This is a genomic window from Paenibacillus sp. QJM3NY_38 (genome assembly GCF_056173265.1).
In genome coordinates, this window is record NZ_CM149665.1 from 2,113,013 (window position 1) to 2,138,221 (window position 25,209).

Below are 25,209 nucleotides of genomic sequence, written 5' to 3' on the forward strand. Positions count from 1 at the left end.
TAAACCGGACGATAAACATAAACAACACCCCAAAGCTTTCTTAGAAGCCTTGGGGTGTTTGTTTTTTTAACTTGCGTATCGACCTTTATTTATGACTGGCTGGATGACTGACGGCGTCCGGCAGATCTTTTTTTCAGATGTCCTGCAGTCAGCACACCGACAATGATGGCAGCAATGAAGAGATATTTAATGATCTGGTGCGCTTCGAAATATCCAAGAAAATGCTTCTCCTCGGTAATCATGGAGGACGCCGTGTACGCAAGTACCGCAGAACCTACATAGATAATCCATGGGAAACGGTTGATCAGTTTGATAAACAGCGTGCTGCCCCATACCACGATAGGTACGCTGATGAGCAGGCCCAGCGTTACAAGGATCATATTGTGTTTGGCTGCGCCGGCCACGGCAATGACATTGTCCAGGCCCATAGCGGCATCCGCTACAATGATCGTACGAATAGCAGCGCCAAGGCTTTTTTCTGCTTTGATATTGCCATGGTCATTATTGTCGTCGGTCATCAGCTTGTAGGCAATGCCAATCAGGAGTACGCCTCCCACAAGCAGTAACCAAGGGATGTTAAGCAGCCAGACCACGAGGATGGTGGCAATGATACGAAGAATAACAGCTCCGGCCGTGCCGTAGATAATTGCTTTTTTCTGGGTTTCCTTCGGAAGATTGCGTGCTGCAAGACCGATCACGATGGCATTGTCCCCGGCCAAGATCAGATCCAAAAATACAATGTTGATTAATGCAAGAAAAAATTCAGCGGCTGTGGTTTCCATGAATGTCACTCCTCTTAGAATACGGTTCCACCATTAAACAAAGTGGATTTATTATAGGCCTATTTTTCCCGATGTGCAAGCATAGCCTGGACAATTTCCACATATGTGTAAAGTGGGGGGTGTTGTTTTAGTGGAGACGATTTTTTTGTTGGGACAGATATTGATGATCAATCTTGTACTCAGTGGCGACAATGCACTGGTCATCGCGATGGCCAGCAAAGACCTTCCCGAAATACACCGCAGACGGGCGGTCTGGATCGGGACCGCAGGGGCTGTTCTCTTACGGTGTATTCTGACTTTTTTGGCGGTGTTGCTGCTGAAAATTCCATTTTTGCAGGCTGGCGGCGCCTTATTGTTGATCTGGATCGCAGTCAAACTCATGATGCAAAAGGAGCATGACCATGCAAACTTGGCCAAAGCTTCAACGATATGGGCCGCAGTCAATACGATATTGATTGCCGATTTCGTGATGAGCCTGGATAATGTCTTGGCCATTGCGGGGCTTGCAAAAGGCGATCTCGCCTTGATTGTCATCGGAATATTATTAAGCATTCCCATCGTTGTATGGGGAAGCGGGATGATCTCAAGCCTGCTTCACAAGTTTCCCGTACTGCTTTACATAGGTGCCGGTATTCTAGCTTTTACAGCAGGAGAAATGCTCATACAGGATTCCCGCGTAGGGCTGCTACTGGCTTACTGGATGCCTTATGCCCACAATCTGCTGCCGATTGTCATTGCAGGTGCCGTCGTTCTCATTGGCGGATTACAGACGGTGAGACGGCCCTTGTAACGGGAGTTTATTTTAACAACCCTTTGGCGGCATAAGAGGAAAGTTTTTGAAAAATGGATGACTGTCTCGTGCAGTCGTCCATTTTTTGTTGGGTCCATACAGGTATATGGGACGGGGAAAGGATATTTCAAGTGGAACAAGCTCGGGATATGGTTTTTTTTGTCGGTTTGGGCTAAAATTAACGTAACTGCTTCTTTTAGAAACCGCTATTGTTGGTGATACATATATTGAAGAGAGGGTGATCAAATGTCCTCCAGAAAAGATTTGGCGCTGGGTATTTTCATCGTTGTTGCTGGAGTCGTTATTTTGCTCGGCAAGCTTGGTGTATTTGGATTTTTGGGAAGAACGTTATGGCCGCTCGTCCTGCTGCTGCCGGGTATTTTTTTGCATATCATGTTTTTTGGTCGCCGTGCCACTGCCGCGGTTCTGATTCCGGGCGGTATTCTGACGGTATATGGCCTTCTGTTCTTCATATGTATTATTGGGGGATGGGGACTGATGGCTTCATTATGGCCTGTGTTAATTCTCGGCGTGGCTGTCGGCTTATATGAATATTATCTGTACGAGAGCCCGCGACCAGGCGCTGCGCTGCCGATTGCGCTTGGACTGACGGTGCTTTCTGTTTTGATTTTCTTCTTCACCTGGCTTGAGACTGGAGCGTTCTACATCATTGCCCTGATCTTGATTGCAGCGGGCGTTTGGATGATCTTCGGGCGCAATCGTTCCGGGCGTAATAATAAATGGAGCAGAGGCTGGTAATTGGTAAGAGGTAAAAGTTGCTGGAAGTTTTCTGAAAAGACTTGATTTTCCCGCTCGTTTACCTATATTATAGGATGTATGTTGAAGCGTCGGCATGTCGTCCGGCGCTTTCTTTGTGGCTCATTCGAACAGAAGGGATTTGAGATATATTTATGCAATCAAGAGATCAGATTCGCAACATTGCCATTATTGCTCACGTTGACCATGGCAAAACAACACTTGTAGACCAACTGCTGCAGCAGTCCGGTATTTTCCGGGAGCATGAGACGCTGCAGGAACGCGCGATGGATTCCAATGATTTGGAGCGCGAACGCGGAATTACCATCCTAGCCAAGAATACGGCTATTACGTATAAAGATTTCTTGATTAACATCGTGGATACACCTGGACACGCCGATTTCGGTGGTGAAGTTGAGCGTATTATGAAAATGGTTGACGGCGTTCTGCTCGTTGTTGACGCTTATGAAGGATGTATGCCTCAGACCAAGTTTGTGTTAGGTAAAGCTCTTGCACATAACTTGACTCCAATCGTCGTTGTGAACAAGATTGACCGTCCGGCCGCCCGCCCAGCTGAAGTGATCGATGAAGTGCTGGATCTGTTCATTGAGCTTGGTGCGAATGACGACCAATTGGACTTCCCCGTTGTATATGCATCTGCCTTAAACGGTACTTCCAGTATGGATCCCGAGAAGCAAGATGATAACATGCTTGCTCTTTACGAGACCATTATTGACCATATCCCTTCCCCTACAGAGAAAGTGGACGAGCCTCTCCAGTTCCTCGTTACCTTGATGGATTACAATGAATATCTTGGACGTATCGCCGTCGGACGCGTGAACCGCGGTGTTATTAAGCAAGGCCAACCGGTTACCGTTATGCTTCGTGACGGCTCGACCAAGAATGCTCGTATCGAGAAGCTGTTCGGCTTCCAGGGATTGAAGCGGATCGAGGTTGCCGAAGCAGGCGCAGGCGACATCGTGGCGATTGCAGGGATCAAAGACATTAACATCGGAGAGACCATTGCAGATCCACAGCATCCGGAGGCATTGCCTGTCCTTAAAATTGATGAACCAACCCTGCAAATGACGTTCCTTGTTAACAACAGTCCTTTTGCCGGACGCGAAGGCAAATGGGTAACATCCCGTAAGCTGCGTGACCGTCTCTTTAAAGAACTGGAAACGGACGTAAGTTTGCGAGTGGATGAGACAGAAAGCCCTGATGCATATATCGTATCGGGACGCGGTGAGCTTCACCTCAGTATTTTGATTGAGAATATGCGCCGTGAAGGTTATGAGCTTCAAGTTTCCAAGCCTGAAGTTATCGTAAGAGAAATTGATGGCGTCAAAATGGAGCCGATTGAACGTTTGATGATTGATGTACCAGAAGAAAGCATGGGTTCCGTTATGGAAAGCCTTGGAACGCGCAAGGCTGAAATGGTGAACATGGTGAATAACGGAAATGGCCAAGTGCGTCTGGAATTCTTGATTCCTGCTCGCGGACTTATCGGTTACCGTACCCATTTCCTGACCCTCACACGCGGTTATGGCATTATGAACCACGCATTCGACAGCTACGGTCCGCTTATCGGCGGTCAAGTGGGTGGACGTCACCAAGGCGTGCTGGTTTCCACGGAGAACGGATCTTCAACGTTCTATGGCATGATGTCGGTCGAAGATCGCGGTACCCTGTTCCTGGAACCGGGGACTGAGATTTATGAAGGTATGATCGTCGGGGAGCATACCCGCGATAACGATATCGTCGTTAATATTTGTAAAGAGAAGCAATTGACCAACGTTCGTTCGGCAACGAAGGATGACACGGTTAAATTGAAAACACCGGTTATTTTCTCACTGGAGCAAGCCCTTGAATACTTGAACGACGACGAGTATTGCGAGATTACGCCGAAGTCCGTTCGTCTTCGCAAGAAGATTTTGAACAAGAGTGAGCGCGAACGTGCAGAAAAACATCGTAAAATGGCGCAAGCAAATCTATAATAGATAGAGATCTACTTGTCCAAAAGGAGTGAACCTATCATGCAAGAATGGTTTGCCTCGCACCCACTCATCTCTTATATCGTGATTTTTGTGCTGATCACCTACGTTTACAACAAGGTATTCCGGGTGAAGCAGAAGCTCCCTCTGTTGAAGGAGATTCTCCTGTATGTCTTGATGGCCTTGGGTTCGGCGATCCTGCTTGTGTTTCAGATTGATAAGCTGCCGATTATCCAGTGCTTGTTAGTAGCAGTGGCATTGATGCTGATGGTGCGTATTCGATATTTTGTTGAAGATCGTCAGAAGAAGAAGGCACAGACCGAACCAAAGTCTTAAGCTTTGTAGAAATTTAGCAACACAGGTAACAACAATACGGCAACTTTTTGTCAATCCCCATCGTTTATAAGAGAGAGAAGTTAACCAAGGTCCGGTAAATGCTTCGTAATTTGAAGCGTTTATCGGACATTCATCTAATTTGAATGAAATCAGGTGTTATGATATGAATCCTACTCATACCAATCTCCCTCCGAGAGCCAAAAGTGGGGGGAAGGGCAAGAAACAGCCAGTTCCAAAAAAGAAAAAAAGCGCATGGAAATCATTTTTTAAATTCATTCTTATCGTCTTATTAATCGCAGTTCTGGCTGCAGCAGGTTATGCCGGCTACTTGTTCTTCAAAGGCAATGAGATCATTGAAAAAAGCGGGATCGACAAACCTGTAGCTCCAGGCCAATCCGCAAAAGAAAAACCGATCACGGTGCTTCTCTTGGGAACGGATCATCGCCCGGAAACGGGGACTTACTTGACGGATGTGGTCATGGTCGCCACCATGCATCCGGAAACCAATACGTCGACGCTGGTTTCTCTGCCGCGGGATACGCTCATTGAGCTCGATGGATATAAAGCGACGAAGCTGAACGCTTATTACCCAAGGTTTAAAGCGGCGTACAATGCTGCGGAGAAAAAGGAACCGGGCAGCGGCATTCCGGCTGAAGAAGAAATGAAGGTCATGATGAGCAAGTATCTTGGCGTTAATATCGACTATGTAACGGTTATCGATTTCCAGGGATTCCGTGATGTGGTGGATACCTTTGGCGGCGTAGATGTCAACGTTCAATACAATATGTGTTACCGCGATACTGCCGACGGGACCGACATTAACCTCACGGTGGGTCCTCAGAAGCTGGATGGTAAGAAGGCGCTGGATTATGTTCGTTACCGTAAATCCAGTAATAGCTGTTCGCCGAGAACGAAGGAGTCAAGCGATTTTGAGCGTAATGCCCGCCAAAGCGAAGTATTGCATTCCCTGCTCGATAAGATGAAATCGCTCGGAGGCGTTGCGAAGGTGGGCAATGCTCTGGATGCGGTCAGCGATAACATGACCACCGATTTCGAGCAGGAGCAGATCCGGAATTTGATAGCGACTTATTATGATATCGGAAAAGATGATGTGAAATTCATGCCGGTTACAGGCAATTGGAAGAGCCCTTATGTGTATATAAGCAGCAGCGAGCTGGATGCAGCCAGACAAGCGCTGCAAGACGAGCTTGCCGGCAAGCATAACGCTGGCGAGCAGGGGACAGAAGCGGATTCTGCAACAACTCCGTGACAATTGAAGGCAAGTTTTATTGTATGCTATAATACAATGTATCAGATGGAGATCATTGTACAGGAGGCCGAAGGCATGTCCTACCTTATGATGCATACGACACACCCATTGATCTGTACTCGGCAGACGGATTACCCTGCCCATGGATTTGTGGTAGCAGATTCCATGTGGGGATGGGAGTCTTTCAAATGTCATCCTTCTGATTTCATGTCTTCTCAGGCGTGTTCATTCGACATGGGTGTCAATTCCAAACCGAACAGGCTGCAAAACTCTAAATATGATACGGGTCACGACGTCGCTGGCGAAGCAGAAATGCTCGCTAATGGCGTTGTTATGACCTTAAAAAAAGCCCAGTGAGCTTCACTGGGCTTTTTTGTATGAAATTTGGAGACAGGTGACGGACAAACTCGGGTTATGACAGGATTTGTCTTCTTGCCTATTTATTACGGTTCGGGTTGGCTGGTGCATTACCCCGATTATTCGGATTTACCGTTTGTGCACCGTTATCTTGTGCATTACGATCACGAGGTGTTACATCTTTAGGCAACTGAGGAATGATGCGGCCTACGATGTCGGCGAGTTCACTGGCAAGTCCTGAAACCGGATTTCCCTCCTGAATATGCCGGCCAAGATCGGCAATCCGGTTTGTAACGTCTAAATCAGCCGTAACAAGTGCATTGGCACCTGCCGGATCGGATTGAAGGGCTTCCGCGACTGTGTATTTAATGGTTCCGACTTCAGCCCGATCTAAATTTCCGTCTACATTAAGTCCAACAACAGCCGTATTTCCCATGACAACACAGTTTGCGTTTTTAACGCCGGGCACACTCTCTGCCAGTGATTTTAGGTGATTTGCGGTTGTAGCGTCAACTTGTCCGTTGTTATCATTTGCGTTGCCAACCTGTCCCGTATTCGTGTTATCCGGAGTCCAGCCGTCTACATTGTTAGTGGTATAACCTCTGTTTTCATTCATATTCTGAACATTGTTAGCAGTGGTTCCATTGGTTTGATTACGAGGAGAGGGTGATGCATTGTTATTGGCGGTCCCGCAGCCTGCGAGCAACAACACCGCTAGCATGATGGATAGAGCAGCTCTCATGGATTGATCTGTCCTTTCGTAGTAGAGTTCGCTAAATTACTCCAGTCGCTACGCTTATTATGTCCGGGACGGAAAGGTTTATGTGTGTACCTGATGAAGAAGCAGTGGAGGGATAAGATGAAAAAAATATTTGTGCTGGATACGAACGTATTGCTGCATGATCCTCAGTCGATCTATGCATTCGAGGAGCATGAAGTCATCATTCCTGCGGTGGTTCTTGAAGAGATTGATTCGAAGAAGCGAAACGCGGATGAAATCGGCCGAAATGCCCGCACGGTCTCCCGATTGCTCGATGGGCTAAGAGAGCAAGGTCATCTTCATGACGGAGTTCTTCTGGAGAACGGCGGGACGTTGAAGGTTGAGCTGAATCATCGCAGCTTCGTCAAGGTACAGGAGTTATTTAGCGAAGCATCCAACGACAACCGAATTTTGGCTGTCGCGTTAAATTATAAATTGGAGGAGGAGCCGAAGGAGGACGGAAGACCCGTCGTTCTGGTCAGCAAGGATGTGCTTGTTCGAATTAAAGCGGATGTGCTCGGACTCACGACACAGGATTATTTATCGGACCGTACAGCCGATCCAAGTGAATTGTATCCTGGATTCTCTACCTTAAAGGTACATCCTTCGGTGATCGATGAATTCTACAGCTATCGTTATTTGCCGATTAAACCTCTTCAATTGTCTTATCCGCTTTATCCGCATGAATTTGTTATTCTGAAGGATGAGATGGGGACTGGAAAGTCAGCTCTCCTTCATGTGAATGAGGATGCAACCAGATTGGAGCCGCTCCATTTAAGCAACGAACCTGTATGGGGCATCAGCGCCCGTAACGCCCAACAGCGTATGGCGATTGAGCTTCTTCTAAACGACGATATTCCGCTAGTCACCATTACCGGGAAAGCCGGAACGGGAAAAACCTTGTTGGCATTGGCAGCAGGCCTATCCAAGGTGGAGGATGAGCATAAATACAAAAAACTGCTCATTGCGCGTCCGGTCGTTCCGATGGGGAAGGATATCGGTTATTTGCCTGGCGAAAAAGAAGAGAAACTAAGACCATGGATGCAGCCGATATATGACAATCTGGAATATTTGTTCGACACCAAAAAATCGGGTGATATCGATAAAATATTGATGGGGCTCGGCAGCATCCAGGTGGAAGCACTGACTTATATCCGGGGCCGCTCGATACCAGGCCAGTTTATCATTGTGGATGAAGCCCAAAACTTATCCCGTCATGAAGTCAAAACGATTGTTTCCCGGGCGGGAGAAGGAAGTAAGGTGATCCTCATGGGAGATCCGGAGCAGATTGATCATCCTTACCTGGATGCTGTGAGTAATGGGTTGACCTATGTGGTTGAACGATTCAAGCAAGAAAATCTGAGCGGGCATATTACGCTGACTAAAGGAGAACGCTCCAAGCTGGCTCAGCTGGCTGCCGACTTGTTATAACCTTATATTTCCCGAGAAATGATTTCTTAAAATAACTTGTAGGTTTAAGACTGTTCCAGATTCATAGGACAGTCTTTTTTCCTTCCCATCGTAACTAGTAAAATCTGGACTAGATAATTAACAAAAAAGATAGGACAAGAGTACTAGAAGTTTGGTAAAATAAGGGCATGCGACTATTGAAGGAGTGAAGATGGGATATGAAGCGGAAGAAATATTGGTTCTTATTTGCCATTTTGCTGTTGTCTTTATCCAGTTTATCTCCCAGCTTTGACTTCACTCATCACACTAGGCGGGAGCCCCCGGGGGATGAGCCTAATCCTCCGCAGCAAAGGCCGGAGGTACCGGAGACCGATCTGGGTCCGATCAAGGTCGGTGTTCAGGTAAAGCCGGATGAACTGAGACAACTAAAAGCTCTTAATGAGCGTTTTATGGAAGAGACCGGTGCTGAGGTTGAAATCTTGCCCCTGGAAACGAGTGAAACACGCAAAGAGTCGTTTCTGCTCGAGATGTCCCTTGGTGAAGGACCTGATATTGTATTAACGGATTCACACTATATTAAAGCGCTTGCAATGAGTGGATGCCTACTGCCTGTTGATGCTTCTCAGGGCACGCTGCCGGGCGAAGACATCTTGAATGGCCTTCTGCCACCGCTGCAGTGGAACGGGTATCAATGGGGAATGCCGTTTGATATAGACCCCTACATTATGACCTGGCAGACCAAGGGGAAGGACGGCGAACCTTTTAAAATGCCACAGAGCCGTCAGGCATGGCAGGAATATTCGGAGGTGCATAAAGCAAGCCCTGTCCTCTTATTTGATTCGAATGATCCTTACGCGTTCGGTGCGGCGGTTCATTTGCTCGAGGGTGATCCCTCCAAGCCGGATCAAGAGGTTCTTCATATGCTGATTCGCAATCAGGGAAGATGGGCAGAATCAGAGCAAGGCGCCATGGAAGCAGAGGTTGATGACCAAGCGTTGACCACCACCGATAAGACGGAAGCAGCCGTGGTCATTAAGCCGTATTCGAGCTTATCAGATCAAGATGACAACGGAATGTCGCATGCATTGGCAATGGGGGAGGCCCGTCTGGATACGCCGGTTGTCCGAACCCGAAGTTTTGCTGTAGCCGCACACACGGAATCATCGGCACTTGCCATGAAATGGATTACGTATATGACCGGCAAAGAGATGCAGCGTGAATGGAGCAGAGCGGCGGGAACGCTCCCCGTTATTTCGGAGCTGTATGTCATGGGTACGAACCTAAGTGACCGGGGCATTTGGCAAAAGGCGGCCGTTCCAGCCCAGGTGCTCCTCTCCAGGAATGAGCCGGCTGCTTTGGATTTTGGAGAGTCGGAAGGTTTCCAAACGTATAGCGAAGCAGCGAATCGATTGCTGCTTGGCGAAATCACGATCGAAGAATATATGAAAATGTACACGCCTGCTCAACCATAAAAGAAAAAGCTGCCCGAGTGAACTGCACCTCCAACTGTTAGATGTGTCTAACAATTGGGGGTCACTTCAGAGCGAAGGGCAGCTTTTTTCTATAAATCCAGCTCCATTTTGACCACTAATCTTTGATCTTGGCTGGATACCTGCGTTGCTTTTAAGAAAGACACCAGCTGCTTGGGATAAAAGTTCATGTCGAATTCTTCCTGCAGCGCTTTGCGCGTGGTGTCAGGCAATTCCAGCCGATTGAACACAAGTTTGTCGACTTGGAACATGATGGAATTCTCCGGTTCGTTAATCACGGTGTATTTTCCTTCAATCAGAAGCGAGAGATTTCCGCTCTCACCCGAGGCTATTACTTTTCCATCGTCAAAATGGAAAGCAAAGCTGTTGAAGATTTCATCTTCGGATCTTAAAAATGCATTGAGATCATTCTCATGGATGTCGATGGTGTACTCCTTGCCGTTTGTTTTCAACATATTCTTGCTACCCTGAACAAATTGGGGCAAATTCTCCATGGCGCTGGCTAAAGCCTGGAAGTGACGCTTTACCTCATACAGGCCCACGTTCTCCCAATAAAGGGTGAACTCCTCAATCAATTTCTTCATGGCATCCGGGTTGCCGCTGGCTGTCAGTGCTCCGTCAACCTGCTGTTCAAGCGCCAGCACCCGTTCACGCTGCTTGACAAGGCTGTCCTTTACTTCGACGAGCTGAGAAGCATTGCGTGCGGCTTCAGCCTGAGCGGAGGCAAGGGAGCGGTACTGAAGGTTATATTCCGCAAGTGTATCCCGATCATTTTGAATAATCATATCGTAATAGTCCATGATCCGGAAAAAACCGGCTAAGTCTTTTGCAGACAACAGCATGAAGAATAAGTTATCCCGCTCACCCATGTAATATGACCGAAGGACGGCAGCCGCCCGATCTCGCCGGTCTTCGATTCGCAAGCCCATATCCTGAATTTTAGTTTGCAGTTCGCTCTGGAGCTGCTGCAATTCGGCGATACGTTTGGTTATCCGTTCGATTTCATGATCGATCTCCACAATGGAGAGGCTGTCCTCCAGAAGTTTGCGCGCCTCTTCCGAATCAGGCATAACCGGGCTTGCATCCTGCTCGGAATATACGGAAGCGGGAGCCCCTATGAAGCAGAACAACAGGGTTATACACAGTATGACCGGGAGGAGAGGTTGTTTTATTCGTACATTCAAACGGGAGTCCTCCTTGAATGGTTGTTAGTCGAAAGGAATCCAACCGCTGTTTGTCCCTTCATTTTAACCAATATATGACGTATACGACTCAATTATCAACCTTTGGGCATTAAAAAAGCGATCCGGCAGCTAAAGCACCTGATCGCTCTTTTAAGTACTCTCATTCTCTAATTGCAAGGAAAATCCACCAGCGTGCTCCAGTTTGTCCAGGTGAGCGCCGGCGGATCACAAACATCACTTGCATGGTTTACCTATTAGAGTGGTTTGCCCATAATGAAGACCGTCCAATAGCTAAAGCCTGTGAAGGTCACGATCATATAAGCCCAGAAGAGAAGAATATAGGTTCTCTCCGTGAATTTCAAATATCCCAGGATCACGAAAAATGCAGTCTGCAGGAAGAAAAGCAGTGCCATTTCAATATGATCTCCGGCAAAGGCCATCAACCCGATAGTCAGGGTGAAAAAGCCAAGGACTCGAAACATCCGTGCCACGATTATATCCTCCTCTCGTATGTACGCACATAATGCTGCTATGAACATTATAGCGTTATGGGAAAAACGTGTAAACGCCTAACTCAAGAAAACCCTTTATTTTTTATTATTAACCAGAAGCAGGACAATGAATTCGTGAATAATTTGGACGAATCTTCCCTTTTGCCTTCGTAAGAGTATGATCTGTAATCAAAATGGAAATACATTTTAGTATCAAATAGATTCTATGAACTCTATGAGAGGCATAGAAATGAATTAAGCAGTTTTTATACCCTATTCAGCAGCCGATTTACGGTATTGAAGACGGTTATTTTAGGATGTCGTTAGGAGGGTTTTATGGTATGTCAGCAGTGAGACAGGATGCATGGAGTGCAGAGGACGACCTAATATTGGCGGAGGTGACCCTTCGTCATATTCGTGAGGGCAGCACCCAATTGGCTGCCTTTGAGGAAGTGGGAGAAAGAATCGGCCGGACATCGGCGGCTTGTGGATTTCGTTGGAACAGCTGCGTTCGCAAGAAATATGAGGATGCTATCAGCTTGGCGAAATCTCAGCGTCAAAAGAGAAGTTATTATAAAAAACAGCCTTCGGTAAGCGGACCGCAGGTTGCCGGTTTGGCTGCTCCGGAACTGGAGCACGATGTCTATAAGAATGATGGTGCAAGCGAAGAAACACTGTCCATCGATGCCGTTATCCGTTTCCTTCGTCAGTGGAAGGGCGGGCTTCAGGAAAGTTCACGTCAGTATAAATTGCTTGAGAAGAACTTGCGTGAAAAAGAGGAAGAGCTTTCAAGACTCCGCAGTGAGAATCAAAGGTTATTGAAGGAAGTCAGCGAAGTGAAAACGGACTATCATGTAGTCAATGACGATTATAAGGCACTGATTCAGATTATGGATCGGGCACGCAGACTTGCTTTCTTAAATGAAGAAGACGAGGAACTTAAGACACGCTTTAAAATGGACGCAAACGGTAACCTGGAACGAATTGAATAGGTAAAGATTATCTTGCTCCAGCCGTAACCCGCATTAGTGCATTTCATGCGCTTGGCGGGTTATTTGTGCGTAAAGGAGATTATTCTGATATATACTAGGACTAGTACTTTGTGGTTGATTACAATAATGGGGGATTATCATGAATATCCATATTATCGGAGCCGGCTCATTGGGGCTGTTATATGCGGGAAAACTTGCTGATTCAGGTTGCCGTGTCACGCTATGGTGCCGAAGCGAGGAGCAGGCGGACAAGCTTCGGGCTTCCGGCATAACCATCGAGGAGCCGGGCCGGCAGCAGGTCGTTGACGCCCATGCTCTCTCGGTCAGCTCATGGTCATCCTTTGCCGAGTCGGGTGGCGGGGCCGATGCGGATTATCTTTTCCTCATGCTCAAGCAGCAAGGGATCGAAGAGATGGCAACGGAGATGCTGGCTCTATTTGGGCAAGATCACCGCAGACTCCTATGTTTTCAGAACGGTACAGGCCATTTGGAGCGACTTCAGGGCCTGCTGCCGATGTGGACGCTCTACGCTGCCATTACGACGGAAGGGGCCAAGCGTACAAGCAGCGTCTCCGTTTTGCACGCCGGTCACGGAACGACGACAATCGGCAAAATGAAACCTGCCGGGAGCCCAATAGAGGCTTTCTCTCAGGAAGATCATGAAAATAAGCTTGTTAAACAGCTGAATAGAGCAGGATTTGAAGCTTTTTTGTCGAATGAAATGGATGAGATGATTTATCGTAAACTGCTGATCAACGCGGTCATTAATCCTTTGACAGCATTGTGGCGGATTCCTAATGGAGAGCTGTTAACTTCCCCAGAACGAGTCAGGCTTATGAAGCAGTTATATAATGAAGGGATCGCCGTATATGAAGCGGCTGGAATTTCTTATGGAAGCGGGCTTTGGGAATGGATCCTATCCGTCTGCAAATCAACTTCAGGTAACACGTCTTCCATGCTTAAGGATGTAGCGGAAGGCAGAACGACGGAAGTTGCCTGGATTAACGGAAGCATTGTCCGTTTGGGTCAAAAATATGGCATTTCTGTGCCAAAACACGAGCTGATCACACAGCTCATCGAGGGGATGAATACATAGGGGGTCTTTAGCATGGGTTTCTTGCAGGGGCTGTTTCACACATTAAGTCTTTTTCCGTTCATTCCGTTTTTACTGGTGTATTTCGTTGTCTTGCAAAGAAATAAAAATCGAAAGCAAGCGCTGGAGCTGGCCATGGATGTAACCACATTTTTCATGCTGTTTTCCGTCTCCGCCTTGTTTAATAATACATTCCAGTCCAAATTCGGTTTTTATCTCATTCTCCTCATGCTGCTCATTGCAGCGGGGTTGATCGGCAGTGCGCAGAACCGCTGGAAAGGCAAGGTTAACGGTAAGAGGCTTCTTCGCGCCGTGTGGCGTCTGGGTTTTGTCAGCATGAGTTTTGGTTATATAGTTTTTACATTTTTTGGTCTCCTCTCCTACATAATTAAGATGATGTAAGTACAATCTAATAACTAGTATTATGTGATAAATCTGTTTGATCTCTGGGTCAGGCAGATTTTTCAATTTATTGATTTCTGGATTTTTTTGACCACTGGTTGTATAATCGATAAGCATATACCTAAAATCTATGAGGGGGATACCGCAAGATGAAGAAACAAAAGAAATTACTGCTTCTCATGACGCTAATTCTTGCTTTCAGCTCGGTTTTGGCAGCGTGTGGAGCTGACAAGAACGAAGGCGCTAATAACGGCGGAACGGCGGACAAGCCTAAAGAGCAAGTCTTCCGTATGAACCTTGCTTCCGACCCTCCTACATTGGATCCGGGCTTGGCTCAGGATAACACATCGAATACAGTAATCAGTGCTGTATTTGAAGGTTTGGTTCGCAAGGGTGCAGATGGCTCTGAAGAGCCTGGCGTAGCCGAAAAATGGGATGTTTCTGAAGATGGATTGAAATATGTCTTCACCCTTCGCAAAGATGCCAAATGGAGTAACGGCGATTCAGTAACAGCAAAAGATTTTGAGTATGCATGGAAACGCGTACTTGATCCGAACTTTACTCCTGCATCACCATATGCGTATCAGCTCTATTACATCAAAAACGCTGAAGCTTACAATCTTGGAGAGATCAAAGACGCCAATGAAGTCGGCGTAAAAGCAACCGATGATTATACGCTCGAAGTTACGCTGGCAAACCCAACGCCATACTTCCTCAGCTTGATGTCATTCCAAACGTACTTCCCGGTTCACAGCTCTGTTGAAGGTAATGCTTCTTGGGCAACCAAACCGGAAACATTGATCGGTAATGGTCCGTTCAAAGTTTCACAAATGACCAAAGGTCAAAAGATCGAGCTTGTGAAGAACGACCAATATTGGGACAAGGATGGAATCAAACTTGAAAAAGTTCAAATGAGTATCGTGAACAGCTCGGCAACTGAACTTTCAAGCTATCGTAACGATGAATTGGATTATGCAGGACATCCAACAGGAAATATTCCGACGGATCAGCTCAATGCGATCAAGAAGGAATTGGGCGATGAACTGATGATCAAAGGGATTTCATCAACGTATTTCTATATCTTTAACACAACAGAAGAACCATTTGACAACGTGAACATCCGTAAAGCATTTGCCATGGCGATTGATCGTCAGGCGATCGTAGAGAAAATCACGCAAGGTGGACAACTTCCTGCACACGGTTTTGTTCCTCCTGGTATCAAAGGTGAGTCCGACGAGTACCGTAAAGAGGTGCCGGATACTTACTTCGATGAAAATCTTGAAGAAGCTAAGAAACTGCTCGAGCAAGGTATGAAGGAAAAAGGCTATACCACATTGCCGGAAGTTACTCTGATCCATAACTCCGATGACAACCACAAGAAAATTGCGCTTGCTATCGCAGATATGTGGAAGAATAACCTCGGTGTTACTGTGAAGGTACAAAACCAAGAGTGGGGCGTATTCCTGAAGAACCGTACGGATTTGAACTATCAAGTTGCCCGTTCCGGTTGGGGAGCAGATTATAACGACCCGATGACTTATATCGATATGTGGACATCCAACGGTGGTAACAACGATACTGGCTTCAAGAACGAAGAATATGACAAACTTGTGAAGGATGCTTATGCAACTAGCGACAACGCTAAACGCATGGAGCTGATGTCCAAAGCTGAGAAAATTCTCGTTGAAGAAAACCAAGTTGTAATGCCGATCTACTATTACTCCAGCGTGTCCTTGGTTAAACCATGGGTGAAGAATCTGCATCTGGATTATAAGGGTGATATCGATTTCACACGTGCATATATCGAGTAGTCTTTTGTAAAACCATTTATAAAAGGTTACGGTTCGGGATATATATGTGGGGCATTTAAACCTCATATATATCCCGATTTTTTTGTATGAGCGCAAGGTTTCCAAATCTTGTGTCCGTTGGTGAAAGTTAAGGGATGCCAGTTCCGTTCTAGAATAATACAATTATATAGACGGCTTGGTTTAGAACAACTGATCAGGAGGCTAGCGAAATGCTGAGGTATGTGGCGAGTAAGTTTTTTTATATGCTTGTATCGTTGTTCATACTGATCTCAGCCACTTTTTTTCTTATGAAAGCCATACCGGGCGATCCGTTTATGGGAGAGAAAAAGCCATCGCCTGAAATTTTGGCGAGGCTGATGGAGCAGTATGATTTAGATAAACCGGTATTTCAGCAATATACGAAATACTTGGGCAATATCGTTCAAGGTGACTTTGGTTTGTCTATGAAGAAACAGGGACAGTCCGTCACTGATATTATTGTTGACACATTTGGCCCTTCACTCCGATTGGGTCTTATCGCGATCGTAGTATCCGTTATCGTGGGTGTCTTGCTAGGGATGCTTGCAGCTCTGTATCACCGCAAGCTGATTGACAACATCGCCATGATCATCTCGGTTCTCGGCATCGCGGTACCGAGTTTCGTACTTGCGTCATTGTTGCAATACGTTCTCGCAGAGAAAGCGGGCATTTTCAATGTTATGGGCTTTGAAGGACCGCTCGACTACGTGCTCCCTGTTATGGCCCTATCAGCTCAACCGATTGCATTTATCGCACGATTAACGCGATCCAGCATGCTGGAAGTGCTGCATTCGGATTATATCAAGACGGCGAAGGCTAAGGGTCTCAACTGGTTCGCCATTATGTTCCGTCACGTCATCCGTAACGGCATCTTGCCGGTCGTAACGTACGTCGGGCCAATGACAGCGAACATCATTACCGGTTCGGTCGTTATTGAACAGATCTTTGGCATTGGCGGCATTGGCAAGCAGTTTGTTGAAAGTATCACAAACCGCGATTATACAGTCATTATGGGGATTACCATATTCTACGGCATCTTGCTGATGCTGGCGCGTTTCGTTACAGATATCGTATATGTATTTGTGGATCCACGCATTAAATTGACCGGCGGAAAGGAGAGGTAGACATGGAGAAAGAACAAAGTATGCCTCATCCTGCGGCACTAAACTTAAAGCCTGAAGATTTTCAGAAAATTGGTCCTGATGAGAAACAATCCGAGGTAATACAGCGTGAAAGTTTGTCCTCCTGGAGAGATTCCTGGGAAAGATTGCGCAAGAACAAGCTTGCTATGACGGGCTTGGTTATTATGATCCTGATTGTCATCATGGCCATTATCGGCCCGATGATCTCTAACTATGATTATGAAACGAATGATTTGATGAATACGAATATGCCGCCTTCATCAGAACATTGGTTTGGAACCGACGATCTGGGCCGCGACGTGTTTGTTCGTACCTGGATGGGAGCTCGGATATCCTTGACCGTTGGTCTTGCAGCAGCTGCGATTGACTTGATGATTGGTGTAATATATGGCGGCATCATGGGTTATTTCGGTGGCCGTGTCGATGAGTTCATGAATAAGTTTGCAGAAATTTTGTATTCCATTCCGTACCTGCTCGTTACGATTTTGCTGCTGGTTGTATTTGAACCAAGTTTAGGAACGATCATACTCGCCTTAACCATCACCGGGTGGATTAACATGTCCTGGATTGTGCGGGGCGAGATTATGCAGCTGAAGAGCAGAGAATATGTCCTCGCCTCACGTTCGATGGGAGCGGGAACCGCGCGCCTGTTGTTCCGGCATTTGATTCCGAATGCGATGGGTCCGATTATCGTTACCTTGACCCTGTCGGTTCCAAGCGCGATCTTTGCCGAGGCATTCCTGAGCTTCCTGGGTCTTGGAGTTCAAGCACCGGTTGCTTCATGGGGCTCCATGATTAATGATGCCCTGTCCGGATGGATGTACTATCCATGGCGGATGTTGTTTCCTGCTCTATTTATCAGCTTGACGATGTTAGCATTTAACATTTTCGGTGATGGATTGCGTGATGCGCTTGATCCGAAATTGAAAAAATAGGAGGTGGGAAGGTATGGAACCGATCTTGCAGGTAAAGGACCTCAACGTATCGTTTCGTGTTCGCGGCGGTGAAGTGAAGGCAGTCCGCGGCATGAATTTTGAAGTCGGCAAGGGGGAGACGGTTGCCATCGTCGGTGAGTCCGGAAGCGGTAAAAGTGTTACCGCCCAGACCATTATGCGATTGATTCCGTCCCCGCCCTCAGAAATAAAAAAGGGTGAGGTCATTTTCCAAGGACAAGACCTTCTCAAAAAAACGAATAAACAGATGGAAGCGATTCGCGGCAAGGATATTGGAATGATCTTTCAGGATCCGATGACATCGCTGAATCCGACCATTAGAATAGGCAAACAAATTACAGAGGTGCTGATCAAGCACCAGGGAATGTCTTTCTCCGAAGCCAAAAAACACGCCATAGAAATGCTGAAGCTGGTGGGCATCAAAAATGCGGAGGAGCGCTTTAATCAGTATCCGCATGAGTTCTCCGGCGGCATGCGTCAGCGTGCGATGATCGCCATTGCGCTTGCGTGTAAGCCGACCCTGCTGATTGCGGACGAACCGACAACGGCACTCGACGTGACCATTCAGGCACAGATTATGGACGTTATGAAGGAAATGCAGGAACGTTTGGGCACATCGATCATTCTGATCACGCATGACCTCGGCGTTGTTGCCGGCATGTGTGACCGTGTCATCGTCATGTATGCAGGTGAAGTGGTGGAAACGGGAACGAAATGGGAGATTTTCAAAAATCCGCAGCACCCTTACACCAAAGGTTTGCTTCGTTCCATGCCGCGTCTGGATCAGAAGAAAGACGAACCGCTCATTCCGATTATCGGAACACCGCCGGATCTGATTAAACCACCTGTAGGCTGTCCGTTCGCTGCTCGTTGTGACGAAGCTATGCGAATTTGTGAACGGGTGGATCCGGGCGCAACGGAATTCAGCGACACGCACACGGCGCGCTGCTGGAATCTGCATCCGATGGCGAAGGAGGCGCAAGGTTCATGAAGGATAACCACTTGATTGAAGTAAAAGGCCTGAAGAAGTATTTTAACGTGGGCAAAGGCCAGGTTCTTAAAGCGGTTGACGATCTGAATTTCTTTATTCGTGAAGGCGAAACGCTTGGTATGGTGGGAGAGTCGGGTTGCGGTAAATCCACTGCGGGACGGACGATTCTGCGCCTTTATGAACCTACGGCAGGCAGCGTTAATTTTAACGGAACGGATATTTACAAGCTGTCTCCGGGCAAAATGAAGGCGATGCGCCGCGATATGCAAATGATCTTCCAGGATCCGTATGCCTCGCTGAACCCAAGATTCACGGTGTCGGATATTATCGGGGAAGCTCTGGATATTCACGGTATGGCAGGCAGCCGCGCCGAACGCAAGAAGCGGATTGAGGAGCTGCTGGATATGGTCGGCTTGAATAGTGACCACTCCACGCGCTACCCACATGAATTCTCGGGCGGTCAGCGTCAACGGATCGGGATTGCCCGTGCTCTCGCGGTAAACCCTAAATTTATCATCTGTGACGAGCCGATCTCGGCGCTGGACGTTTCGATTCAGGCGCAGGTTGTTAACCTGCTTAAAGATTTGCAGGACCGACTTGGCCTGACCTATCTCTTCATTGCGCATGACCTGTCCATGGTTAAGCATATCAGTGACCGGGTAGCGGTTATGTATTTGGGTAAAATGGTGGAGCTGGCAGACAGTGAAGAGCTCTATGCAAATCCGATCCATCCTTACACCAAAACCTTGCTGTCCGCGATTCCGATTCCGGATCCGGAAATTGAGGCAAACAAAAAGCGGCTCAAGCTGGAAGACGATATGCAGGGGCCGATTTCAGCTGCCAAAGGCGAAGACGGAACGGTTCAACTGGACGTGAAGGATTCGGAATTGGTTGAAGTGTCCAAAGGACACTGGGTTGCAAAAGCCTACGCTTGAATAAACGGGCCTCAGTATGAGGAAGCAGCTTCAAGAATAGCCGCTGGCATCGTGCCGGCGGCTTATTCTTTTCCTTTGACGCAGAATGCCAACATTCGGTACAATCAAGAAAGGCAAAATAATATAGAAGAAATTAAATTTAAGCACAATCTAGATTTGGTTGCGACGTAGAATAGGAGGCATACCTCATGAATATCGTTCCGGAACCATTATCCCTCGCTTCGCGTCTCGCTCAGGATTATATTCATCATTTCGACCGGGTAAGCGGGTTCTACGGTGAAGATTACCGCGGCGAGCACAGCTTTGCAGAGCGGGTACAATGGCTGGATCTTTCGGAAGACAAACGAATTCAGCGTAAAGCGCTGGCGGATTGTCTTCGGACGTACAATAAGAAACACAATGATCATCCCGCTGTACATAAATCACTCCAACTTCTGGAGCAGCCAGGAACGGTTACGATGGTTGGTGGACAACAAAGCGGTTTGTTCACTGGACCTCTGCTTGTCATATATAAAGCAATTACCGTTATTCAAGCGGCCCGCGAGGCGGAAGAGCGCTTGAAACGTCCTGTCGTGCCTGTATTTTGGATCGCCGGGGAGGATCATGATTGGGATGAAGTGAATCATACGTACTTCCTGAATCAGGATCTGCAGCTTTCCAAGATCAAGCTTGATGCCAAGGACGGACTCAGGACGTCAGTTAGTTATACTGGCGTTGCCGAGGAAGATTGGAATGCGATGCTGGCAGAGCTTCAGACTCAATTGGCAGACAGCGAATATAAGGCAGATCTGCTGAAACTGGCGAGGGAATCGCTAAACGGTTCGGCCGGGCTCAGCGAGGCATTCGCTAAACTGATCAGCTATCTGTTCGGCAAATATGGGCTGATACTCCTGGATTCGGCAGACCCGGGACTTCGGGCGTTGGAAATACCCATATTCGAATCCTTGATTACCCGCAACGAACAAATGGGACTTTCGTACCAGCAGGCTGCGAGGGATATCGCGGGTCAGGGTTATGAAGTCCAGGCTGATGTATCCGAGAATGGGGCTAACTTGTTCTACTTGCATGAAGGCAGACGCTTGCTGCTTTACCGAGAAGGACGTGTATTCTCAGACCGGAAAGGCATCGTTTCGCTGACGGAAGATGAACTGCTTCGGGATTTGCATCAGCACCCTGAACGCTTCAGCAACAATGTGTTGACCCGTCCAATCATGCAGGATTCGCTGCTGCCCGTGCTCGGGACGATACTCGGTCCAGGCGAGATTTCCTATTGGGCGATTACGCGTTATGCATTCTCCGACTTGGGTTTGCAGATGCCGCTGATCATCCCAAGAATGTCATTCTCCATCGTAGATGGAACCGTCCATAAGCTGATGGAGAAATACGGATTGTCCTTCGAGGATGTCCAGCTTCGCTTGTCCGAGAAGCGTGAGGCTTGGCTCGCCAGCCAAGACGAGCTGAATTTGGAAGCACGATTCAGTCAAACCCGGGGACAATTTGAAGCATTATATCAGCCTTTAATAGAAGATCTTGGCAAAATGCAAAGTGGACTGTTAAAATTAGGTCTAACCAATAAAGATAAAATATTGGAGCAGATGGATTACCTGTTAAGTAAATCCCGGAATGCCTTGGAACAGCAGCATGAGGCCGCGCTGGCAAAGTGGAAGCGCATTGAACAGACGTTGTTACCGGAAGGGAAACCTCAGGAGAGGGTATACAACATCCTGGAATACATGAATCGTTATGGATTGAATCTGGTGGATCGCCTGATGGAAATCCCATACGCTGCTTCGGGCATTCACAGGGTCGTTTACGTATAACGATCAGGAATTCAAACATCAGATCATAGGAGGCCGTTAAATGAGCTCATCATCCATACAAACCAGCAATATTACCGACTTGAAGCTGGCACCGGAAGGTCATTTGAAAATTGATTGGGTCCAGGCGCATATGCCGGTATTGAACCGGGTGCGTGAACAATTCGAGAAAGAACAGCCATTCAAAGGGTTGAAGGTCGCTATCTCCTTGCATCTGGAAGCCAAGACCGCTTATCTGGCGAAAGTCATTCAGGCCGGCGGCGCTGAAGTGACGATTACGGGCAGTAATCCGCTGTCAACTCAAGATGATGTATGTGCCGCATTGGTAGAAGACGGGATCACGGTGTTTGCCAAGTATAACCCGGATCCTAAGGAATACAAGCAGCATCTCATTTCAACACTGGAGACCAGACCGGATCTGATCATCGACGATGGCGGGGATCTCGTTACGATCCTGCACTCCGAACGTACCGATCTGCTTGAAGGAATTCGGGGCGGAGCGGAAGAGACAACGACAGGCATCCTGCGCCTGAAATCTTTGGAGAAAGAAGGCGCTCTGAAATTTCCGATGGTTGCCGTGAACGATGCATATTGCAAATACTTGTTTGATAACCGTTACGGTACCGGACAATCGGTTTGGGACGGAATTAACCGGACGACCAACCTGGTGGTTGCAGGCAAGACGGTTGTTGTTGTAGGGTATGGCTGGTGCGGCAAGGGCGTGGCCATGCGTGCCAAAGGTCTTGGTGCCAACGTTATTGTGACCGAGATTGATGCGATTAAGGCCGTTGAGGCTTATATGGACGGCTTCCGCGTCATGCCAATGCGCGAAGCGGCCAAATGGGGAGACTTCTTTGTAACCGTCACGGGTAACCGCGATGTCATCAGCGGGGAAGACTTTGATGTCATGAAGGACGGTGCCATTTTATCCAATGCCGGTCACTTCGATGTGGAAGTCAATAAACCGGATTTGTCAGAACGGTCTCAATCGGTTCGGACGGTTCGGCGCAATATCGAAGAATATCACCTGAAAGATGGCCGTAAGATTTATTTGCTTGCCGAAGGCCGTTTGGTGAATCTGGCGGCAGGTGACGGACATCCGGCGGAAATTATGGATATGACGTTTGCGCTTCAGGCATTGTCGCTCAAACACGTGAATGATCAGTATAAAAACATCGGTAACCGCGTTGTAAATGTTCCTTACGAATTGGATGAACAGGTTGCCTTATATAAACTGGAAAGTCTAGGTATTACAATCGACAGCCTGAGCGCTGAGCAGAAGTCTTACTTGGACAGCTGGGCTCAGCACTAAACAGCAGCAGCTTTAGATCATTTGCAAACCTCCTTTCCATCCCCAAGCGGGATGAAAGGAGGTTTTTTGTGCGAATGTTCTGAGAGAAAGTTCCAAAAAAACAAATGCTCGTTAGAAGGTATTTGATTCTTGACGCCGAATCTATTATCCTAAAGTGGTGGAAAGTGGTGCAAAGTGGGGAATCGGGGTTAAGGGGTGGAGTGCCTGATGTTCATGGGGGAGTTTCAACATAGCATCGACGATAAAGGGAGAATCATTATCCCTGCTAAGTTTCGTGACCTCCTGGGCACCTCGTTTATCGTAACCCGCGGATTGGACAATTGCCTCTTTGTATACCCCAAAGATGAATGGGCCATCATGGAACAGAAACTCAAATCCCTGCCGCTCATGAAGTCGGATGCACGCGCATTCACCCGGTTTTTTTTCTCCGGGGCGACGGAATGTGAATGGGATAAACAGGGAAGGGTAAATTTGCCGGGCAATTTGCGCGAGTTCGCCAAGCTCGAGAAGGAATGCGTCGTCATCGGCGTATCGAGCCGAGTGGAGATCTGGAGCAAGGAGCAGTGGCAGAATTACTATCAGCAGTCGGAGGAAGCATTCAATGACATTGCTGAGAAGCTGGTAGATTTTGATTTTGATTTATAACCAGCTGGGAACATCGTATTGAAATGGACAAGTAACACTTAAAATCATGAATCAGACACAATGGAGGGCTGCAGCTTTGTTCCATCACATCACAGTGCTTAAGCAAGAAGCGACAGAAGGGCTGCGCATCAAACCAGACGGTATATATGTTGACTGTACGCTCGGGGGAGCAGGGCACAGCTCGCTGATTGCTTCCCAACTAAGTTCGAAAGGTCGGTTAATCGCATTGGATCAGGATGACTGGGCATTGAATAACGCCCGGGAAGTCATGAAGCCGTATGTGGACCGGATCACGCTCGTCAAAACCAATTTTCGTGATTTGGAGGAGGTGCTCCGAAACGAAGTGGAGGTTGACGAGAACGGGCAGCCGCAAGTTGACGGTATACTGTTCGATTTGGGCGTATCTTCTCCACAGTTCGATGAAGGGGAGAGAGGGTTTAGTTACAATCATGATGCCCCGCTGGATATGCGGATGGATCAATCCGCCGAGCTTACCGCAGCCAAGATTGTAAACGAATGGCCGGAACAGGAAATCGCGCGAATATTGTATGAATACGGCGAAGAGAAATTTTCAAGGCGAATTGCCAAGGTCATTGTTGAAAGAAGGGCACAGAGTCCTATTCAGACAACCGGCGAGCTTGTCGAAATGATTAAGGAAGGGATTCCGGCCGCAGCTCGGAGAACGGGCGGCCACCCGGCCAAACGAAGCTTTCAAGCGTTTCGGATTGCGGTAAATGATGAGCTTGGCGCATTCAAAGACGCGCTTCACCAAGCCGTGAGATGTCTTGCACCGGGAGGAAGAGTGTCGGTCATCACGTTTCACTCGCTCGAAGACCGAATATGCAAACAAATTTTTAACAGTTACATTCCCAAGTGTACGTGCCCTCCAGATTTTCCGATGTGTGTATGCGGAGGCGGCCAAGGTGAGCTGAAGTTGGTGAACCGCAAACCGCTTATCCCCTCTGCGGAAGAGATTGAGAGTAATCCAAGGGCGCGTTCGGCGAAACTGCGGATTGCGGAGAAACTGTAGAAACATAAAATCCCTGAAGAAGGAGAATCAGCCATGGCTTACACGCGCGGCAATTTAGCCGTACAGGAGAGACAGAAGGAAACGCAGCAGTCCGCTTATCTCGAGAAGACAAAAGTCGTCAAACGTCGTTCCCAGCTTCCGCAAAAAGAAAAGCTGTTGTATTTGCTGTCCGTGGTATTTGTGGTTGCCGTCATGGGTGTCATTGGCATGAGTCATGTTCATTCCTATGACTTGAACCGGCAGATCCAGTCGACGGAAAATAAGACACTCGAAGCTAAACGAAATATCAATCAGCTTCAGGTTGAGAAGCAAACACTGGAGACGCAAATATTGGACAAGGCGAAAGAGCTGGGCTATGTCCCTATTGATGACAATAATACAATCCATCTATCACCGGTCTCGGGGTCATCCGAGACACAGAATTCGGACTCGGGACAAAATGATTGAA

General features: G+C 47.6%; 25 protein-coding genes. 21 read left to right on the top strand and 4 right to left on the bottom strand.

The window, feature by feature from the left end:
- Positions 1-89: 89 nt before the first annotated feature.
- Positions 90-782, bottom strand: coding sequence for a TerC family protein (locus tag AC0VZ8_RS09255; RefSeq protein WP_475486691.1), 693 nt, complete (start codon positions 780-782; stop codon positions 90-92).
- Between the two features lie 130 nt (positions 783-912).
- Between AC0VZ8_RS09255 and AC0VZ8_RS09260 the strand changes: the two genes are divergently transcribed.
- The 6 genes from AC0VZ8_RS09260 (at position 913) to AC0VZ8_RS09285 (ending at position 6,285) form a co-directional block, all read left to right on the top strand.
- Complete coding sequence (locus tag AC0VZ8_RS09260; protein WP_071222958.1) at positions 913-1,572, top strand: TerC family protein; 660 nt, start codon at positions 913-915, stop codon at positions 1,570-1,572.
- Between the two features lie 246 nt (positions 1,573-1,818).
- A complete protein-coding gene (locus tag AC0VZ8_RS09265; protein WP_260064259.1) occupies positions 1,819-2,331 on the top strand; it encodes a hypothetical protein in 513 nt (170 codons plus the stop codon).
- Between the two features lie 152 nt (positions 2,332-2,483).
- Positions 2,484-4,325 (top strand): translational GTPase TypA, encoded by a 1,842-nt coding sequence (gene typA, locus AC0VZ8_RS09270; RefSeq protein WP_475486692.1) that lies wholly within the window; start codon positions 2,484-2,486, stop codon positions 4,323-4,325.
- 39 nt (positions 4,326-4,364) lie between these two features.
- On the top strand, positions 4,365-4,658 hold the full coding sequence (locus AC0VZ8_RS09275) for a YlaH-like family protein (RefSeq protein ID WP_071222961.1): 294 nt from the start codon (positions 4,365-4,367) through the stop codon (positions 4,656-4,658).
- Between the two features lie 163 nt (positions 4,659-4,821).
- Entirely contained in the window at positions 4,822-5,928 is a 1,107-nt protein-coding gene (locus AC0VZ8_RS09280; protein ID WP_475486693.1) for an LCP family protein, read from the top strand.
- A gap of 75 nt (positions 5,929-6,003) precedes the next feature.
- Complete coding sequence (locus AC0VZ8_RS09285) at positions 6,004-6,285, top strand: hypothetical protein (protein WP_475486694.1); 282 nt, start codon at positions 6,004-6,006, stop codon at positions 6,283-6,285.
- Positions 6,286-6,364: 79 nt separating this feature from the next.
- On the opposite strand, the gene AC0VZ8_RS09290 is transcribed toward AC0VZ8_RS09285, so the two are convergent.
- Complete coding sequence (locus AC0VZ8_RS09290) at positions 6,365-7,027, bottom strand: YhcN/YlaJ family sporulation lipoprotein (RefSeq protein ID WP_194541653.1); 663 nt, start codon at positions 7,025-7,027, stop codon at positions 6,365-6,367.
- 117 nt (positions 7,028-7,144) lie between these two features.
- Between AC0VZ8_RS09290 and AC0VZ8_RS09295 the strand changes: the two genes are divergently transcribed.
- Together AC0VZ8_RS09295 and AC0VZ8_RS09300 are read left to right on the top strand one after the other, a co-directional pair.
- Positions 7,145-8,476 (top strand): PhoH family protein, encoded by a 1,332-nt coding sequence (locus AC0VZ8_RS09295; protein ID WP_194541654.1) that lies wholly within the window; start codon positions 7,145-7,147, stop codon positions 8,474-8,476.
- A gap of 197 nt (positions 8,477-8,673) precedes the next feature.
- Entirely contained in the window at positions 8,674-9,927 is a 1,254-nt protein-coding gene (locus AC0VZ8_RS09300) for an extracellular solute-binding protein (RefSeq protein ID WP_475486695.1), read from the top strand.
- Between the two features lie 89 nt (positions 9,928-10,016).
- Here AC0VZ8_RS09300 and AC0VZ8_RS09305 read toward each other — a convergent pair whose 3' ends face one another.
- Positions 10,017-11,129, bottom strand: a complete 1,113-nt coding sequence (locus AC0VZ8_RS09305) for a coiled-coil domain-containing protein (RefSeq protein ID WP_475486696.1) — start codon at positions 11,127-11,129, stop codon at positions 10,017-10,019.
- Positions 11,130-11,383: 254 nt separating this feature from the next.
- On the bottom strand, positions 11,384-11,620 hold the full coding sequence (locus AC0VZ8_RS09310; protein WP_006209059.1) for a DUF2626 domain-containing protein: 237 nt from the start codon (positions 11,618-11,620) through the stop codon (positions 11,384-11,386).
- Positions 11,621-11,961: 341 nt separating this feature from the next.
- Here AC0VZ8_RS09310 and AC0VZ8_RS09315 point away from each other — a divergent pair, with 341 nt between their 5' ends.
- From AC0VZ8_RS09315 to AC0VZ8_RS09375, 13 genes are all read left to right on the top strand, one after another.
- On the top strand, positions 11,962-12,612 hold the full coding sequence (locus tag AC0VZ8_RS09315) for an RsfA family transcriptional regulator (RefSeq protein WP_071222968.1): 651 nt from the start codon (positions 11,962-11,964) through the stop codon (positions 12,610-12,612).
- A gap of 139 nt (positions 12,613-12,751) precedes the next feature.
- Complete coding sequence (locus AC0VZ8_RS09320) at positions 12,752-13,708, top strand: ketopantoate reductase family protein (protein ID WP_260064249.1); 957 nt, start codon at positions 12,752-12,754, stop codon at positions 13,706-13,708.
- Between the two features lie 12 nt (positions 13,709-13,720).
- The gene (locus AC0VZ8_RS09325) at positions 13,721-14,107 is read left to right on the top strand and encodes a DUF3397 domain-containing protein (RefSeq protein WP_071222970.1); all 387 of its coding nucleotides are present in this window, start codon (positions 13,721-13,723) and stop codon (positions 14,105-14,107) included.
- A 149-nt stretch (positions 14,108-14,256) separates the two neighbouring features.
- The gene (locus tag AC0VZ8_RS09330; protein WP_071222971.1) at positions 14,257-15,918 is read left to right on the top strand and encodes a peptide ABC transporter substrate-binding protein; all 1,662 of its coding nucleotides are present in this window, start codon (positions 14,257-14,259) and stop codon (positions 15,916-15,918) included.
- Positions 15,919-16,127: 209 nt separating this feature from the next.
- Positions 16,128-17,060, top strand: a complete 933-nt coding sequence (locus AC0VZ8_RS09335; protein ID WP_071222972.1) for an ABC transporter permease — start codon at positions 16,128-16,130, stop codon at positions 17,058-17,060.
- A 2-nt stretch (positions 17,061-17,062) separates the two neighbouring features.
- The gene (locus tag AC0VZ8_RS09340) at positions 17,063-18,013 is read left to right on the top strand and encodes an ABC transporter permease (protein ID WP_071222973.1); all 951 of its coding nucleotides are present in this window, start codon (positions 17,063-17,065) and stop codon (positions 18,011-18,013) included.
- 13 nt (positions 18,014-18,026) lie between these two features.
- Positions 18,027-19,022, top strand: a complete 996-nt coding sequence (locus tag AC0VZ8_RS09345; RefSeq protein WP_071222974.1) for an ABC transporter ATP-binding protein — start codon at positions 18,027-18,029, stop codon at positions 19,020-19,022.
- Positions 19,019-19,957, top strand: coding sequence for an ABC transporter ATP-binding protein (locus AC0VZ8_RS09350; protein WP_071222975.1), 939 nt, complete (start codon positions 19,019-19,021; stop codon positions 19,955-19,957). Before AC0VZ8_RS09345 ends, AC0VZ8_RS09350 begins: the two co-directional genes overlap by 4 nt.
- A 188-nt stretch (positions 19,958-20,145) precedes the next feature.
- On the top strand, positions 20,146-21,777 hold the full coding sequence (gene bshC, locus AC0VZ8_RS09355) for a bacillithiol biosynthesis cysteine-adding enzyme BshC (RefSeq protein ID WP_475486697.1): 1,632 nt from the start codon (positions 20,146-20,148) through the stop codon (positions 21,775-21,777).
- A 40-nt stretch (positions 21,778-21,817) separates the two neighbouring features.
- Complete coding sequence (locus AC0VZ8_RS09360) at positions 21,818-23,086, top strand: adenosylhomocysteinase (protein WP_475486698.1); 1,269 nt, start codon at positions 21,818-21,820, stop codon at positions 23,084-23,086.
- A 207-nt stretch (positions 23,087-23,293) separates the two neighbouring features.
- A complete protein-coding gene (mraZ, locus tag AC0VZ8_RS09365; protein ID WP_009590832.1) occupies positions 23,294-23,731 on the top strand; it encodes a division/cell wall cluster transcriptional repressor MraZ in 438 nt (145 codons plus the stop codon).
- Positions 23,732-23,807: 76 nt separating this feature from the next.
- The gene (rsmH, locus tag AC0VZ8_RS09370) at positions 23,808-24,761 is read left to right on the top strand and encodes a 16S rRNA (cytosine(1402)-N(4))-methyltransferase RsmH (protein WP_071222978.1); all 954 of its coding nucleotides are present in this window, start codon (positions 23,808-23,810) and stop codon (positions 24,759-24,761) included.
- 33 nt (positions 24,762-24,794) lie between these two features.
- The gene (locus AC0VZ8_RS09375) at positions 24,795-25,208 is read left to right on the top strand and encodes a cell division protein FtsL (RefSeq protein ID WP_071222979.1); all 414 of its coding nucleotides are present in this window, start codon (positions 24,795-24,797) and stop codon (positions 25,206-25,208) included.
- Position 25,209: the final 1 nt, after the last annotated feature.

Excerpts from the sequence above, each read along its gene's own strand:
- AC0VZ8_RS09335 (WP_071222972.1), top strand. The coding sequence starts at position 16,128 with ATGCTGAGGTATGTGGCGAGTAAGTTTTTTTATATGCTTGTATCGTTG.
- AC0VZ8_RS09285 (WP_475486694.1), top strand. The coding sequence starts at position 6,004 with ATGTCCTACCTTATGATGCATACGACACACCCATTGATCTGTACTCGG.
- AC0VZ8_RS09300 (WP_475486695.1), top strand. The coding sequence starts at position 8,674 with ATGAAGCGGAAGAAATATTGGTTCTTATTTGCCATTTTGCTGTTGTCT.
- AC0VZ8_RS09315 (WP_071222968.1), top strand. The coding sequence starts at position 11,962 with ATGTCAGCAGTGAGACAGGATGCATGGAGTGCAGAGGACGACCTAATA.
- AC0VZ8_RS09265 (WP_260064259.1), top strand. The coding sequence starts at position 1,819 with ATGTCCTCCAGAAAAGATTTGGCGCTGGGTATTTTCATCGTTGTTGCT.
- AC0VZ8_RS09255 (WP_475486691.1), bottom strand. The coding sequence starts at position 782 with ATGGAAACCACAGCCGCTGAATTTTTTCTTGCATTAATCAACATTGTA.
- AC0VZ8_RS09295 (WP_194541654.1), top strand. The coding sequence starts at position 7,145 with ATGAAAAAAATATTTGTGCTGGATACGAACGTATTGCTGCATGATCCT.
- AC0VZ8_RS09345 (WP_071222974.1), top strand. The coding sequence starts at position 18,027 with ATGGAACCGATCTTGCAGGTAAAGGACCTCAACGTATCGTTTCGTGTT.
- AC0VZ8_RS09330 (WP_071222971.1), top strand. The coding sequence starts at position 14,257 with ATGAAGAAACAAAAGAAATTACTGCTTCTCATGACGCTAATTCTTGCT.
- AC0VZ8_RS09280 (WP_475486693.1), top strand. The coding sequence starts at position 4,822 with ATGAATCCTACTCATACCAATCTCCCTCCGAGAGCCAAAAGTGGGGGG.
- AC0VZ8_RS09290 (WP_194541653.1), bottom strand. The coding sequence starts at position 7,027 with ATGAGAGCTGCTCTATCCATCATGCTAGCGGTGTTGTTGCTCGCAGGC.
- mraZ (WP_009590832.1), top strand. The coding sequence starts at position 23,294 with ATGTTCATGGGGGAGTTTCAACATAGCATCGACGATAAAGGGAGAATC.
- AC0VZ8_RS09350 (WP_071222975.1), top strand. The coding sequence starts at position 19,019 with ATGAAGGATAACCACTTGATTGAAGTAAAAGGCCTGAAGAAGTATTTT.
- AC0VZ8_RS09360 (WP_475486698.1), top strand. The coding sequence starts at position 21,818 with ATGAGCTCATCATCCATACAAACCAGCAATATTACCGACTTGAAGCTG.
- AC0VZ8_RS09375 (WP_071222979.1), top strand. The coding sequence starts at position 24,795 with ATGGCTTACACGCGCGGCAATTTAGCCGTACAGGAGAGACAGAAGGAA.
- typA (WP_475486692.1), top strand. The coding sequence starts at position 2,484 with ATGCAATCAAGAGATCAGATTCGCAACATTGCCATTATTGCTCACGTT.
- bshC (WP_475486697.1), top strand. The coding sequence starts at position 20,146 with ATGAATATCGTTCCGGAACCATTATCCCTCGCTTCGCGTCTCGCTCAG.
- AC0VZ8_RS09325 (WP_071222970.1), top strand. The coding sequence starts at position 13,721 with ATGGGTTTCTTGCAGGGGCTGTTTCACACATTAAGTCTTTTTCCGTTC.
- AC0VZ8_RS09320 (WP_260064249.1), top strand. The coding sequence starts at position 12,752 with ATGAATATCCATATTATCGGAGCCGGCTCATTGGGGCTGTTATATGCG.
- AC0VZ8_RS09340 (WP_071222973.1), top strand. The coding sequence starts at position 17,063 with ATGGAGAAAGAACAAAGTATGCCTCATCCTGCGGCACTAAACTTAAAG.
- AC0VZ8_RS09275 (WP_071222961.1), top strand. The coding sequence starts at position 4,365 with ATGCAAGAATGGTTTGCCTCGCACCCACTCATCTCTTATATCGTGATT.